This window comes from Tepidanaerobacter sp. EBM-38 (assembly GCA_001896545.1).
GTDB lineage: Bacteria > Bacillota > Thermosediminibacteria > Thermosediminibacterales > Tepidanaerobacteraceae > Tepidanaerobacter.
On record MPOT01000042.1, the window covers coordinates 1 to 15,655 of the forward strand.

Annotated in this window: 12 protein-coding genes and 1 tRNA gene; all 13 read left to right on the forward strand. The window is 37.4% G+C overall.

All coding sequences use genetic code 11. The features are described 5' to 3' along the window. Positions 1 to 49 precede the first annotated feature (49 nt). Positions 50 to 135, forward strand: a tRNA-Leu gene (locus BUC45_RS05055). Positions 136 to 299: 164 nt separating this feature from the next. Further along, positions 300 to 1,682: a trigger factor gene (tig, locus tag BUC45_RS05060; RefSeq protein WP_296970783.1), complete on the forward strand. Its 1,383-nt coding sequence runs from the start codon at positions 300 to 302 to the stop codon at positions 1,680 to 1,682. A gap of 18 nt (positions 1,683 to 1,700) precedes the next feature. Continuing rightward, a complete protein-coding gene (clpP, locus tag BUC45_RS05065) occupies positions 1,701 to 2,285 on the forward strand; it encodes an ATP-dependent Clp endopeptidase proteolytic subunit ClpP (protein ID WP_013777716.1) in 585 nt (194 codons plus the stop codon). A 22-nt stretch (positions 2,286 to 2,307) separates the two neighbouring features. Further along, positions 2,308 to 3,573 (forward strand): ATP-dependent Clp protease ATP-binding subunit ClpX, encoded by a 1,266-nt coding sequence (gene clpX / locus BUC45_RS05070; protein WP_296970785.1) that lies wholly within the window; start codon positions 2,308 to 2,310, stop codon positions 3,571 to 3,573. A 174-nt stretch (positions 3,574 to 3,747) separates the two neighbouring features. Then, a complete protein-coding gene (gene lonB / locus BUC45_RS05075; protein WP_296970787.1) occupies positions 3,748 to 5,391 on the forward strand; it encodes an ATP-dependent protease LonB in 1,644 nt (547 codons plus the stop codon). Positions 5,392 to 5,595: 204 nt separating this feature from the next. Beyond that, entirely contained in the window at positions 5,596 to 6,258 is a 663-nt protein-coding gene (locus BUC45_RS05080; RefSeq protein WP_296970788.1) for a BsuPI-related putative proteinase inhibitor, read from the forward strand. 199 nt (positions 6,259 to 6,457) lie between these two features. Next, positions 6,458 to 6,871 carry a universal stress protein UspA gene (locus BUC45_RS05085; protein WP_013777720.1) on the forward strand — a complete coding sequence of 138 codons (414 nt, stop codon included), beginning with the start codon at positions 6,458 to 6,460 and terminating at the stop codon, positions 6,869 to 6,871. A 120-nt stretch (positions 6,872 to 6,991) separates the two neighbouring features. Beyond that, positions 6,992 to 8,425, forward strand: coding sequence for a dipeptidase PepV (gene pepV, locus BUC45_RS05090; RefSeq protein ID WP_296970789.1), 1,434 nt, complete (start codon positions 6,992 to 6,994; stop codon positions 8,423 to 8,425). 75 nt (positions 8,426 to 8,500) lie between these two features. Further along, positions 8,501 to 8,803 (forward strand): YerC/YecD family TrpR-related protein, encoded by a 303-nt coding sequence (locus tag BUC45_RS05095; protein ID WP_013777722.1) that lies wholly within the window; start codon positions 8,501 to 8,503, stop codon positions 8,801 to 8,803. A 45-nt stretch (positions 8,804 to 8,848) separates the two neighbouring features. Further along, positions 8,849 to 11,020 (forward strand): DNA helicase PcrA, encoded by a 2,172-nt coding sequence (pcrA, locus tag BUC45_RS05100; RefSeq protein WP_296970790.1) that lies wholly within the window; start codon positions 8,849 to 8,851, stop codon positions 11,018 to 11,020. A 210-nt stretch (positions 11,021 to 11,230) separates the two neighbouring features. Beyond that, a complete protein-coding gene (gene ligA / locus BUC45_RS05105; RefSeq protein ID WP_366749752.1) occupies positions 11,231 to 13,258 on the forward strand; it encodes an NAD-dependent DNA ligase LigA in 2,028 nt (675 codons plus the stop codon). Between the two features lie 45 nt (positions 13,259 to 13,303). Further along, entirely contained in the window at positions 13,304 to 13,927 is a 624-nt protein-coding gene (locus BUC45_RS05110) for a class II aldolase/adducin family protein (RefSeq protein ID WP_296970792.1), read from the forward strand. A 274-nt stretch (positions 13,928 to 14,201) separates the two neighbouring features. Continuing rightward, complete coding sequence (locus tag BUC45_RS05115; protein WP_296970793.1) at positions 14,202 to 15,602, forward strand: aspartate ammonia-lyase; 1,401 nt, start codon at positions 14,202 to 14,204, stop codon at positions 15,600 to 15,602. The last annotated feature ends 53 nt before the right edge of the window (positions 15,603 to 15,655 follow it).

Consider the following 15,655-nt stretch of genomic DNA (forward strand, 5'->3'; position numbering starts at 1 on the left):
TGACTTTTAATCAGGGTGTCGGAGGTTCGAGTCCTCCATGACCCACCATGCGGGCATGGCGGAACTGGCAGACGCGCCAGACTTAGGATCTGGTGGATTAATCCCATGGAGGTTCAAATCCTCTTGCCCGCACCATTATCATTTTATATTGAAATAGTTATTGGATTTCATACCTCGGTCCATGCCGAGGTGTTGTTTTATTAGAAATTATTCTTGGATTGCATAATTTTTTTATGCTATAATATAATTGCATCGATGAGGATGAAATCGTATCAATGGTAATTGCAAGGAGGAGCATGATGAAAGTCAATCTGGAAAAGATAGAAAAAAATACTGCATATTTAAATTTTGAGGTAGATGCCGAACAGTTAGAAAAAGCAATACAACAGGCATACAAAAAAAACGCTAAGCGCTTTGCTATTCCCGGCTTTCGGAGAGGAAAGGCGCCTAGAAAACTTATTGAGATGCACTATGGTCCGGAGGTTTTTTATGAAGAGGCAATGCAGATTCTCTTACCTGAAGCCTATCAAAAGGGAGTAGAGGAATATAAACTTCAACCGGTCGACCAGCCTAAATTTGATGTTCAGCAGATTGAAACAGGTAAACCTTTGATAGCTTCAGCTGAAGTTGTTGTTAAGCCCGAAGTGAAAATTGAGGACTACAAAGGTTTAGAAGTAGAAAAAGTTGTGCATAATGTAACAGAAGATGAAGTAGAGAAACAATTATTAATAATACAGGAAAAAAATGCAAGGCTAGTGGCAGTAGAAGATAAAGCAGCAGCAGAAGGAGATATCGCTATTATCGATTTTGAGGGTTCTATAGATAATGAACCATTTGAGGGCGGTACTGCAGAAAACTATCCCTTGCAATTAGGCTCCGGCATGTTTATAAAAGGCTTTGAGGAACAGGTTATTGGAATGATGCCGGGTGAGACAAAGGATGTATCGGTCACTTTTCCCAAAGATTATAATGCTGAGGAATTAGCCGGTAAAAATGCTGTTTTTACTGTTACACTAAAAGAACTAAAAAGAAAAGAACTGTTGCCGTTAGACGATGATTTTGCAAAAGACGTTAGCGAGTTTGATACCTTAGCCGAACTCAAGGAAGATATTAAAAATAAATTACAACAGGAAGCCAAATCTGTCGAAGAAAACTCTTTAAGAGCATCGATCATTGACAAATTGATTGAAAAAGCTGAAGTGGATATTCCCGAAGTAATGATAAATCATGAAGTTGATAATATATTGTTAAAGTTGGCAATCAACCTAAAACAGAGCACAGGCTTTGATTTAACAACATATTTGGAATCAACAGGAATGACGCTTCAAGAGTTAAGAGATCGTTATCAGGATGCAGCTGTACGCAATGTAAAAACATCTTTAATTTTAGAAGAGGTAGGTAAGTTAGAAAATATTACAGTAACAGATGAAGAGCTTGAGAATAAAATCAAAGAACTTGCAGAAATGTATAAAAAGCCATTAGAAGAATATGAGAAGAGTTTAAGCCCTGAGAATAAAGAGGGTATTAAAGACTTGGTTTTGACGGAAAAAATCTTTGATTTCCTTATTGAAAACTCAAATATTATTGAGAAAGTGAAAGACAATACAAAAGATGATACAATAGAAGCAAAAGAAGCTGACATTGTTGATGATGAAAGCGATAATAGTGAAAAAACGGTATAATCAAGGAGGTTATTTAAGGTGAGTTTAGTACCTATAGTGGTGGAACAAACAAACCGTGGTGAGAGAGCCTATGATATTTATTCTAGACTTCTTAAGGAAAGGATTATTTTTATAGGAACATCTATTGATGATACTGTTGCGAGTCTTGCCATAGCTCAAATGCTATATCTGGAATCGGAAGATCCTGACAAAGATATTCGCCTTTATATCAATAGTCCTGGCGGTTCCGTCACAGCAGGTCTAGCTATTTATGATACCATGCAGTATATTAAACCTGATGTTTCTACTATTTGTATGGGGCTTGCGGCTAGTATGGGAGCAGTGCTCCTTGCGGCAGGAACTGAAGGTAAACGCTATGCACTACCGAATTCAAGGATTATGATTCATCAGCCTTGGGGCGGAGTGCAAGGAAAAGCTGTTGATATTGAAACACATGCAAAGGAAATTCTTCGCTTAAGAGAACTATTGAATGAGATTCTTGCAAATCATACAAAGCAATCTATAGAAAAAATTGAAAAAGATACAGACAGGGATTACTTTATGTCATCAAAAGAAGCTCTTGAATATGGCTTAATTGATGAGGTGATCCATAAGAGGAAGTAAAAGCCGGAAAGGAGTGGGCAATATGTTTAAATTTACTGATGAGAAAGGTCAACTTAAATGTTCTTTTTGTGGAAAGACACAGGATCAGGTACGCAAATTAGTAGCAGGCCCCGGCGTTTATATTTGTGATGAGTGTATTGAACTTTGCAACGAAATAATAGAAGAAGAATTTGGCGAAGAAGCGGAAATTGATTTTACTGATATACCTAAACCTCATGAAATCAAAGATATTCTTGATCAGTATGTAGTAGGCCAGGAACAGGCCAAAAAAACGCTTTCTGTAGCAGTTTATAATCATTACAAGAGGATAAATTATCAAAATAAAATTGATGATGTAGAATTACAAAAAAGCAATATTGTAATGCTTGGGCCTACAGGAAGTGGAAAAACTCTTCTGGCTCAAACGCTTGCTAAGATTTTAAATGTGCCTTTTGCAATAGCTGATGCTACCTCGTTAACGGAGGCCGGCTATGTAGGAGAAGATGTGGAAAACATTCTTCTAAAATTAATTCAAGCAGCTGATTACGATGTGGAAAAAGCAGAAAGAGGCATAGTTTACATCGATGAGATAGATAAAATAGCACGAAAATCAGATAATCCTTCGATAACAAGGGATGTATCCGGTGAAGGCGTACAACAGGCTTTGCTTAAAATACTGGAAGGCACCGTAGCCAGTGTTCCTCCGCAAGGCGGTCGTAAACATCCTCATCAGGAGTTTATTCAGATTGATACTACAAATATCCTGTTCATTTGCGGCGGAGCATTTGAAGGAATAGGGGATATTATTCAGAATCGAATAGGCAAAAAATCTATAGGTTTTGAAGCTGAAATTCAGAGCCAAGATCAAAAAAACATAGGAGAAATTTTGAAACATTTAATGCCTGAAGACTTGCTGAAATATGGTATGATACCGGAATTTGTCGGACGGCTCCCAGTGATTGTAACCCTATCTGCTCTTGATGAAAATTCTCTTATAAAAATACTGAAAGAACCTAAAAATGCATTGGTAAAACAGTATCAAAAACTATTCGAAATGGACAATTCCCAATTGGAATTTACAGATGATGCCCTTATGGTAATTGCTCAAGAGGCAATACGGCGCAAGACAGGAGCTAGAGGTTTAAGGGCTATACTGGAAGAAGTAATGTTGGATATTATGTATGAACTTCCACATAGAAATGATATTGCTAAATGTGTAATAACCAAAGAAGTAGTGTTAAATCGTGAAGAGCCAATTATAGTTACATCGGACCGAAAAAAAGGCAAGAAAAAAGAAGTAATAGCATAAAAGTTAAGCATAGTAAATAATAAGAAGCGGTTCTGGAATATTTATTTTTAGATAAATATTTTGGAACCGCTCTTTTTTATTTTTAAAAATATGGTTATAAAAAAACTGTTAATAATAAATAATATAGACAGTGGCTATTTAGATGTTGAAAGTTGTCAAGGGAGGAACTACCAAATGAATGTAACAGTAAATATTTTAAGCATGATTCAAATATTTTTTGCTATTGTTATCGGGCTTTACTTTTTAAATTTGTTAAAAGGACAGCAAGGAAGTAAGATTGCGGTTAACAAGGAGTCTAAAAAGGAAATTGAAAAATTACAAAAAATGAGACAAATTTCACTTACAGAGCCCTTGGCAGAAAAAACCAGACCGTCTTCTTTCAACGAAATTGTTGGTCAGGCTGATGGTTTAAAGGCTTTACGAGCAGCGCTTTGCGGTCCAAATCCCCAACATGTTATATTATATGGTCCACCTGGTATAGGCAAAACTGCTGCTGCAAGGCTTGTTCTTGAGGAAGCAAAGAAAACTCGCGGCTCTCCATTTGGTCCTGAAGCGAAGTTTATTGAGGTAGATGCGACTATTGCTAGATTTGATGAAAGAGGAATTGCCGACCCGCTTATTGGATCGGTGCACGACCCAATATATCAGGGTGCAGGGCCGCTTGGAGTTGCCGGAATACCACAACCTAAGCCCGGTGCGGTGACAAAAGCCCATGGGGGAGTTTTGTTTATTGATGAAATAGGTGAACTTCATCCAATACAAATGAATAAACTTTTAAAGGTGCTGGAGGACCGTAAGGTGTTCTTGGAGAGTGCATATTACAGCAGTGAGGATACAAATATACCTTTGCATATCCGCGAAATCTTTGAAAAAGGCCTGCCGGCCGATTTTAGATTAATAGGCGCTACAACCAGGAGACCAGAAGAAATACCACCAGCCATACGCTCACGCTGCCTTGAGATATTTTTTAAACCTCTGTCGCCGGATGATATTGATATTATCGTCAGAAACGCGGCAAAGAAAATAGAATTTGATATCGATGAATTGTCGGTGAATACTATAAAAAAATATGCCAATAACGGCAGAGAATCGGTAAATATTATACAGATGGCAGCAGGATTGGCAACGACTGAAAACAGAAAACGAATCGAAGCACGCGATGTGGAATGGGTAATAAATAGCGGCCAGTATTCTCCCAGATTAGAAAAAAAGATAAATCCGGTGCCTCTAGTTGGTCTAGCTAATGGCCTTGCCGTATATGGACCCAATATGGGAATTCTTTTGGAGATAGAGTCAACTGCTATAAAAACCGAAAAAGGGCAAGGGACTTTGCTGGTTACAGGTGTGGTAGACGAAGAAGAAATTGTAGGAAATGCTCAACGACTAAAAAGGAAAGGTACTGCTCGCGGCTCTGTGGATAATGTAATGACTGTAATTAGAAAGTATTTGGGATTAGATCCGCGAGATTATGATATACATCTAAATTTTCCCGGTGGGATACCGATGGATGGCCCTTCAGCGGGGGTAACTATAGCTGCTTCTGTTTATTCATCAATAAAGAATATTCCCGTTGATAATTATGTTGCAATGACCGGGGAATTATCGGTGCGTGGTTATGTGAAGCCTGTTGGGGGCATATTACCAAAGATAGAGGCTGCAAGAAGTTCTGGCGCAAAGACTGTAATAATTCCAAAGGAAAACTGGCAAGATATTTTTAAAACCTTTGATATTAATATAATTGCTGTTGATCGCATTGAAGAAGTTATAGAGCATGCACTGTTCTCCTTCAAACAGGAAGTTAAAAGCAACACTGTCTAAATCGCATATCGAAGAATGTAAACCGCAATTGCAGAAAAAACCTTTCTTACTTGCAAGAGGCTGCTATATAGTAGCCTCTTTTTGCTTAAGTAAACCTAAAACACAATAAAAAATTTCACAATTATAAAACTTTATACATAGCATATATTAGATTACTTATTAGTTCTACCATTGTGCCTATTATATGTTAGGAGGGATGCAATCGTGATTAGATATATAGTGCGTAAGGGAGATACGCTGACATTATTGGCTGCTAGATACGGTACCACAGTAGAAGCTATTATGACAGCAAATAATTTAGTGGATCCTGATTTAATCATTGTTGGGCAAGTATTATTAATTCCGGTATCAGGTTCAACTGCCCCATCTACACCACCAGAGTATCCATCATGCCCGCCGTGCCCACCGTGCCCACCTTGTCCACCAACACCAACACCACCAACTCCACCAATACCCACTCCACCAACTGAAAGGCCGGTTGTTAAGCGAACTTTTGATGGAATTGAATTTACATTTTCACTTAATAAAAGCATATATAAAATTAAAGAGCCAATTGTAATACGTCTTAAGAAGAAAAACATATTAACGGTTCCGCTGACTCTTACTTACAGGACATCACAAAAAGTCGACTTTAGGGTAACTAGTGGAGATAGATTAATATGGCAGTGGTCAAAAGATAAAGTTTTTATGCAGGTTGTTACTAACGACAGAATGCAACCTGGTGAGGAAAAGATTTATCGTGAGGTGTGGGACCAAAGGGTGGATAGCATGATTGTCAGGCCTGGACTATATAGAATAACAGGATGGAATTTAGCTACACCTGGTATAAGGCTTATTCTAGATTTTGAAATAGAAGCATATAATTAAATATGAAGTAATAGTAGTTATTAGGGGCGAATTTGAAGATTTGATTAATCGCCCCTATCTTAATTTGACGAATAAAGTGCAGATATTCAAACATAGAATAGTATAAAAATGCATATTGCAATCAACTTGCATTGCGAAAACCTATTATTTCATATATAATAAAAAAGAATAGTCACAAAGACAAGAGAGGAGATTTGCCATGATGGTCGTTTTTGACCCTGAAGTGCAGCACAGAATTATGGTCTGCGTAACACCCCAAAAGAGCTGTGAGAGATTGATAAAAAGAGGTGCTGCTAGGGCAAGAGAGATAGACGGCCAATTTGTAGTAATATATGTAAATAAAAAACAGGCCCTAAATAGGGAGTTAAAAGAACACAAGATTTTGCTGGAGCTGTTTGAGTTAGCTAAAAACTTGGGAGGGACTGTTTCTATACTTTCAGGGGAAGAGGTCTATGACACCCTTGCAGACTTTTCTAAGAATAATAAAATTACTCATATAATAGTTGGGAAATCTTTGCGTTCGGCTTTTGAAATTCAAAAGAGCGGTGAAGTTATAAATCCCTTGATAAATGCAGTAGAAAAAAACGGTATAACAGTTGAAGTCGTCGATTAAAAACTAGTGAATAATTAGGGACGGTTCCAAAATATTCATTCATGAATATTTTGGAACCGTCCCTAATTATTCACCAGGAAAAAAGGATTTGAGGTTTAAAAGTTGAATATAATATTTAAAATGAATGTAGATGATTATCCTGTTTTAAGATTGGAGGAATATATAAATATGGATATGGAGAAATTCATTAAATCAAATGAGAACGATCTACTGGAAGCTACGCGTGAGATTTTAAAAATCGATAGCGTTAAGAGTTCGCCTTTACCAGGTATGCCTTTCGGGGGAGGTCCCGCCATGGCTTTGCAATATGCTTTAAATCTAGCTGAAAGTTTTGGCCTTGAAACAAAAAATCTGGAAAATTATGCAGGCTGGGCCGAGTTGGGTGAGGGTGATGAGCTAATTGGGATTTTAGCACATCTTGATGTAGTTCCTGAAGGCAGTGGTTGGACTTATCCGCCTTATGGTGGTGAAATTCATGATGGTAAAATATATGGCAGAGGTGCGATAGATGACAAAGGTCCTGCCATGGCAGCATTATTTGCACTAAAATCTTTAAAAGATTCAGGAATTAACTTAAACAAGAGAGTTCGAGTTATTTTTGGCACTGATGAAGAGAGCGGCTGTGAATGCATGAAATATTATCTAAAACATGATGAAAAGTTGACCATGGGTTTTTCACCCGATGCTAATTATCCAATTATCAATGGTGAGAAAGGAATACTTACATTTTCATTTGCTAATTCATTTGCGAACGAAGAAGGAAAAAGCGGTGTGAAAATAGTATCATTTAAAGGCGGGCATCGTCCCAATATGGTTCCCGATTATGCAGAAGCACATCTTTTAGGTGATATAGGGGAAATTAAAAGTATAGCTGAAAATTATAAAGATGAAATACCGGGAGATTTTAAGATAGAGCAGAATGATAATGAAATCATAGTAAAGTCATATGGAGTATCTGCACATGCCAGTAGACCCCAAAAGGGTAAAAATGCAGCTATGCTGCTGGTAAAGCTTCTTGGGAAGATAAAGCTCATTGATACTCAATACGAGTTTATTGAATTTTTAAATAGCATGATTGGCTTGGATAATACTGGAAAAGCTTTTGGCATTGATTTCGAGGACGATATATCAGGTATTCTTAGTCTCAATGTAGGTATTGTGGAGTTTGATCAAAACAGAGCTGCCGTTACAGTAAATATACGTTATCCCATCAGATATAGCAGTGATCAGGTAATAAACCAAATTAGGAAGAATACCCCCGATTATATAGATATTGTAGATATTTATGACAATAAACCCCATTATGTTCCGGAAGATAATATCTTGATACAAAAGCTTAAATTGGCTTACGAAAAAATCACCGGAGAGAAAGCTTATTGTTTGTCTATTGGAGGCGGCACTTATGCGAGAATGTTTGACAACTGCGTAGCTTTTGGCCCCAATTTTCCAGGTGACCCGGATTTAGCTCATCAAAAAGATGAGTATATCGAAATAGATAATCTCTTAAAGAATTTGAGAATTTATACCTATGTTTTAAAAGAATTAGCCCAATAGCTGATAATACGAAATATGGGTATTAGCGCTTAAAAGCAGCGGGATAAGTGCAGCTTGTGCAAGGAGGTATGCGGCATGGAACTTAAAAAAATAAAAGACCCTTATATAGAGAGACTTTTTGATGCCATATTACTTTTGGAGAACAGAGAAGAATGCTATCGTTTTTTTGAAGATATATGTACTATAGGAGAAGTGCAGGCAATGGCTCAACGGTTGCAGGTGGCCGAGATGTTAAAAGAAGGTCGGACGTATACCGATATTGCTCAAGCTACGGGAGCCAGTACTGCTACAATAAGTAGAGTAAAGAGGTTTTTACATTATGGCTCAAATGGCTATAATATAATTTTAGAGAGACTTGAAAAGACAAAGCAACAATAAGATTAGCGTGGTCTCCACGCTTGTTTTATGTCAGGGAGGTTTTCAATGAACTTTTTAGATAATTTAAATCCACAGCAGAAAAAAGCTGTCACACATATATCCGGTCCGCTACTTGTACTTGCAGGGGCAGGCAGCGGCAAAACTCGAGTTCTGACGTACCGCATTGCCTATTTGATAAGAGACAAAAATATAAACCCTAAAAATATAATAGCAATTACTTTTACCAATAAAGCAGCACGAGAGATGAAAGACAGAATAAAGCAATTGCTTCCCGAAATCGAGGACATGTTTGTCAGCACATTCCATTCTGCTTGTGTAAGATTTTTACGCATGGATATTGACAAATTGGGTTACAATAGAAATTTTATAATATTTGATACGCAAGACCAACAGGTTCTAATGAAAGATTGCCTTAAAACCTTAAATATTGATGACAAAAAGTTTGCTCCGACTGCAGTTTTAAACTATATAGGCAGGGCAAAAGACCGTCTTCTTGTGCCTGAAAAATGTCTTGACAATGCTAAAGATGTTCGCGAAAAGACTATGGCACAAATCTATGCTCTATATCAAAAGCGCTTAAAGGAAAATAATGCATTGGATTTTGATGATATTATCATGAAGACTGTAGAACTTTTCAAGACATTTCCTTCTGTGCTTTCTTATTACCAAAATCGTTTTCCATATATTCTTGTGGATGAGTATCAAGATACTAATATAGCCCAGTATGAGCTTATACGAATGATGGCGGCAAAACACCGAAATTTATGTGTAGTAGGTGATGATGATCAAAGTATATATAGTTTCAGAGGTGCTGACATTCGAAATATATTAGAGTTTGAAAAAGATTTTCCTGATGCTACGGTAATTCGCCTGGAGCAAAATTACCGCTCAACTCAAACCATATTAAACGCCGCCAATGAAGTTATTGACCATAATTTTGGCCGTAAGAAGAAGACGCTTTGGACTAATAATGGACAAGGTGATAAAATAAATCTGGTTACTCTGGAGGATGAACATCAGGAAGCGTATTTTATTGCCCGGGAAATTAATGAATTAGTCTTCAGAGAGGGTATAAACTATGGAGATGTGGCTGTACTCTACAGGACTAATGCACAGTCAAGAGCATTGGAAGAAGCTATGGTAAAAACTGGTATTCCATATAAGATAATTGGAGGTCTAAGGTTTTACCAGCGCAAGGAAATAAAGGATATTTTGGCTTATGTACGAGTTATAGCTAATCCGTCTGATGATGTAAGCCTTATGAGAATAATAAATGTTCCGAGAAGAGGCATAGGGGATGCTACGGTAAACAAGCTGAAGGCAGCAGCTGAAGAAGGGAATAAAAGCGTTTTTGACATAATAACAAATATAGACCAGCTATCACTTTCCCCATCACTTAAAAACAAACTGCAAAAGTTTCGCCTAATGATGGAAGACTTTATACGTATGTCAAAGACAATAGCTATACCGGACTTAATGAATCATATTCTTGAAGAAACCGGGTATATGGATGAATTGGTAAACGAAAATACAACCGAGGCTTTGAGCCGAATAGAGAACCTTCAGGAAATGATAGGTGTGGCCAAGGAATTTGAACAAAGGTCATCAGGCCTGGGGCTTGAAGATTTTCTTACAGAATTGGCTTTAGTATCGGATGTGGATGATATGCAAGAAATGGAACAGGCCGTTGTATTGATGACTTTGCACAGCGCTAAAGGGTTGGAATTTCCGATAGTATTTCTATCGGGGATGGATGAGGGTATTTTTCCACATTCCAGGTCACTTTTAGATGATAATCAGTTGGAGGAAGAGCGAAGACTGTGTTATGTAGGCATTACAAGGGCTCGAAAAAAACTTTATCTTACAAGAGCCTGGCAAAGAAGCCTTTATGGAAATACATCATATTATATGTCTTCAAGGTTTTTAAATGAGATTTCTCCAGAATATCTCATAGAATCATCAGGTGATACAAAAAATAATATAAATACTCGATCATCCGAAACTAAAGTTCTTAAAGACAATACAGTATCTCCCTCACAGAATAACGAACACATTGGCTCCATTAGGCCCGGTGACCATATAAAACACTCTAAGTGGGGTGAAGGTATTGTTACAGATATAGACGGAATTGATGAGGATGCTCAAATATCCATAAACTTCCCTTCAGTAGGTGAAAAGCATCTGATATTAAAGTACGCTCCTATAGTAAAAATATAATTCATACTGTAAAAAGTCAATTTTCACCTAAAAATAACAACATACTGTTCAAATTATAATAAAGTGCAACTTATACTGACCATAAATTTAATGAATAAGGTTTCTATGGCAGAATCAAATACAATTTAGCAAAGTATTTTTACAGAAATTTTAACAATAACAATTCCAAAATAATAAAAAACAAAATGTGAAAATGAAAGGGTGAGACTTTTGGACATAGTTCAGGCCGAAAACCGCATAAAAGAACTAAGAGAATTAATTGATTACCACAATTATCGCTACTATGTGCTAGATAACCCGGAAATTACAGATGCTGAATATGATAAATTGATGAGAGAATTGATTTCCCTTGAAAGTCAGTTCCCACAGCTTATAACACCCGACTCACCTTCCCAACGTGTAGGCGGAGAACCGCTGGAAGCCTTTAAAAAGGTTACTCATCGAGAACCCATGATAAGTCTTGCCGATGCTTTTAGTGAGGAAGAACTCAGAGATTTTAACCGCCGTGTTACAGAAAATGTTGGGAATCAAGTGGAATACGTCGTAGAACTTAAAATTGATGGCCTGGCTGTTTCACTCACTTATGAAAATGGTTTATTGGTTACGGCTGCTACACGAGGTGATGGTGTAGTAGGTGAAGATGTAACCCAAAACGTAAAGACAATTAAAAGCGTTCCACTGCGCTTGAATGTACAAAAGGATAAGATTCCTATGATAATAGAGGTTCGCGGAGAAATATATCTGTCCAAGGAAGGGTTTAAAAAACTAAATGAAGAGCGGGAGGAAATGGGACTGCCTACATTTGCAAACCCGCGCAATGCTGCTGCCGGTTCCATACGACAGCTTGACTCGAAAATTACTGCAAAAAGACCCCTGTCTACCTTTATGTATGCATTGGGGTATGTAGAAGGAATTGAGTTTAATACACATTTAGAAGTGCTCGAATTTTATAAGGCTTGCGGATTTAAGGTAAATCCACATATAAAGTCATTTAATAACTTTGATGATGTGATAGATTATTGCATGAGCTGGAAAGAAAAAAGGCACTCACTGCCCTATGAAATTGACGGAATAGTAATAAAGGTAAATTCACTTCATTTTCAAAAAATACTGGGTTCTACTGCCAAAACCCCTCGCTGGGCTATTGCTTATAAATTTCCTGCAGAACAAAAAATTTCAGTTATCGAAGACATAGTTGTAAGTGTGGGAAGAACGGGGGTTTTAACTCCAAATGCCGTTTTAACTCCTGTTCAGATAGCAGGTTCTACCGTTAGCAGAGCGACACTTCACAACGAGGATTATATAAAAGGAAAAGATATTCATATTGGTGACAGCGTAATTGTACAAAAGGCAGGAGATATTATTCCGGAAGTGGTTGCAGTGGTTAAAGAAAAGCGGACAGGCAATGAAAAAGAATTTAAGATGCCTCACCGCTGTCCGGAGTGCGGCTCTGAAGTTATCAGACTTCCCGGCGAAGTAGCATATCGCTGTACCGGAGTATCATGTCCTGCGCAAATAAGACGAAGGATAATCCACTTTGCCTCAAGAGATGCCATGGATATAAGGGGATTAGGGCCTGCGATTGTATCCCTGCTTTTATCGGCAAATCTTATTAAGGATGTTTCAGATATATATTTTCTTAAAAAAGAAGCATTGATACCACTGGAAAGAATGGGCGAAAAATCAGCAAATAATCTTATTAAAGCAATCGAAAACAGCAAAAAACAGCCACTAAACAGACTAGTATATGCATTGGGCATACCGCTTATCGGTTCTAAAGCCAGCCTAACTCTTGCTCAAGAGTTTAAAAGCATGGACAGACTGCAGAATGCCACTTATGAGGAACTCATAAAAATACCTGAAATCGGGGATAAGATGGCAGAAAGCATAATCGCCTTTTTCAAACAGGAACAAACAAAAGCATTAATAACGCGATTAAAAGAAGCCGGAGTAAATATGCTATATGCAAAAGAAGAAATCGGTCCTAAACCCTTGGAAAATCTCACGTTTGTCTTGACAGGAGCTTTAGAAAAATACAGTCGCTCCAAGGCCCAAGAGCTTATTGAAAATTTAGGCGGCAAAGTTACCGGCAGTGTCAGTAAAAAGACGGATTATGTAGTGGTAGGAAAAGATCCGGGCTCTAAATACAATAAAGCACTAGAGTTAGGTGTAAAAATTTTAGATGAACAACAATTTGAAGAAATGATTTTAAATGCTCAAGCAGAAACGAGCATCTAAAAATTAATTTTCAGTGCGAAAATATTCAAAAATGGAGGAGAAAAATTGAAGGACAGAGAATTCAAACAAGAAGTTGTTCGCATAGCTAAAAAAGCCGAACAGATGGGTTTATGCCAATATAAGTCCGGTAATTTTAGCACAATCGATCGAAATAATGACTTAGTTTACATTACTCCATCAGGCATATCCAGAGAAGAACTTACGGCGGATATGATAGCGGTGGTAGATATGAATGGCAACATTGTGGATGCTCCTTATAAACCTTCGATAGAGGTTTCAATGCATATAAATACTTACAATATAAAACCTGAAGCTCTTGGTATAGCTCACTCCCATTCAAGGTATGCAACTTTATTCGCATGTATGGGGAAAGAAATACTGCCTGTGACGGTTGAAGCGATTCATTACGGTGGCAATGCCGTAAAAGTGGCTGAATATGCGCCACCCGGCAGTCAAGAACTTGCCGAAGGCATAGTCCATGCCTTAAAGGATTCGGATGTGTGCCTTTTGAAATATCATGGTGTATTGGCTGCCGGTGAAAGCGTGGAAAAAGCATTACTAAATGCAATATATGTGGAAGAAGTAGCATTTCTATATTACCATTTATTGGCAATAAACCAAACCCAGTTCATGCCACAGGAGCTGCTTACAAGCCTTAAAAATGGTTGATAATACTATACCAATAATTTTACCGATTTCAGGCAAACATTTTAAGTCAAAATTTATTTTTTATAGTGGAATCAAAATTCTAATATTTATAAATAACATTTAAAAGTAATAACAAAGCATTTAATTAAGTTTAAAAGGGGTAAGAGGTGCAAAACTGACTTAATTATTGTTTGTGAAAATATTTTTTCTATGTTAAACTATGTATACAATGTACAGAATACAGGCATTAAAATTATTTGATTTTTCATATTGAAAAAATTGAGGAGGGTAAAAAATGGCTGCTTTTAGAATGGAACATGATTTAATTGGTAGTAAAGAGGTGCCTAAAGATGCTTACTATGGGATACAAACATTAAGGGCAATAGAAAACTTCAATATAACCGGATGCCCCTCACATCGTAAATTAATTTTAGCTGTTGCAATGGTAAAAAAGGCGGCAGCAATGTCAAATATGAAACTGGGCTTACTGAACGAAAAAAAAGGCAGTGCAATAATACAGGCCGCCGATGAAATATTAGATGGAAAATTTGCTGACCAGTTTGTAGTTGATGCAATTCAAGGTGGAGCAGGGACTTCGGTAAATATGAATGTAAACGAAGTAATAGCCAATCGCGCTATTGAGATTTTGGGCGGTAAAAAAGGAGATTATGACATTATTTCTCCAAATACCGATGTAAATATGTCTCAATCTACAAATGACGTATACCCAACGGCAATACGCATTGCAACCATATCATTGGCTAAGAATTTGTTGAGAGAGATGGAGCTTTTGAAAAATGCACTATTAAAAAAAGCAGATGAATTTGATGATGTGGTCAAAGTAGGGCGCACACAGTTGCAAGATGCTGTTCCCATCCGGCTGGGTCAAGAATTTGAGGCTTACGCACAAGCTATAGGCAGGGACTTGGCTAGAATTAAATCTTCCCTTGAAGCTTTACATGAAATAAATCTGGGAGCAACTGCCATTGGGACGGGCCTTAATGCTAAAGTTGAATATATAGAGCTTGCCATTGAAAATCTAAGAAATATATCGGGTATTCCACTTAGGAAAGCAGTAAACTTAATAGATGCAACTCAAAATACAGATGTTTTAGCAGCCTTTTCTTCAACCCTAAAAATATTAGCTATTAATTTATCGAAAATAGCCAATGACCTAAGATTGATGTCATCGGGCCCTCGTGCAGGAATAGCGGAAATCAAACTTCCCGCAATGCAACCAGGATCTTCGATAATGCCTGGCAAGGTAAACCCCGTAATTCCAGAGGTTGTTAACCAAGTGGCATTTCAAGTAATAGGCAATGATCATACTATCAGCTTGGCGGTAGAAGCCGGGCAGCTTGAATTAAATGCTATGGAACCTGTTATTACATATAACCTGCTACAATCCATAGAAATCCTAACTAATGCGATAAAAACATTTAGAGAAAAATGTATCGTTGGAATTACGGCTAACCGTGAGCGCTGTCAGGAAATGGTAGATAAAAGTGTTGGCATAATCACAGCACTGATTCCTCATATTGGATACGAAAAAGCATCACAGTTGGCAAAAGAAATAGCAGCAAGTGATGAAACAGTTCCTGAATTAATTGCGAAGAAAAATCTCTTACCACAAAATGTAATAAATAATGTTCTCTCTCCCAAAGCCATGACTGAACCCGGAATTTTATGCGGATAAAGAGTCTTGACTTAAGCCAAACAATAGTATATATTTTATTTAAGCATTCTGGT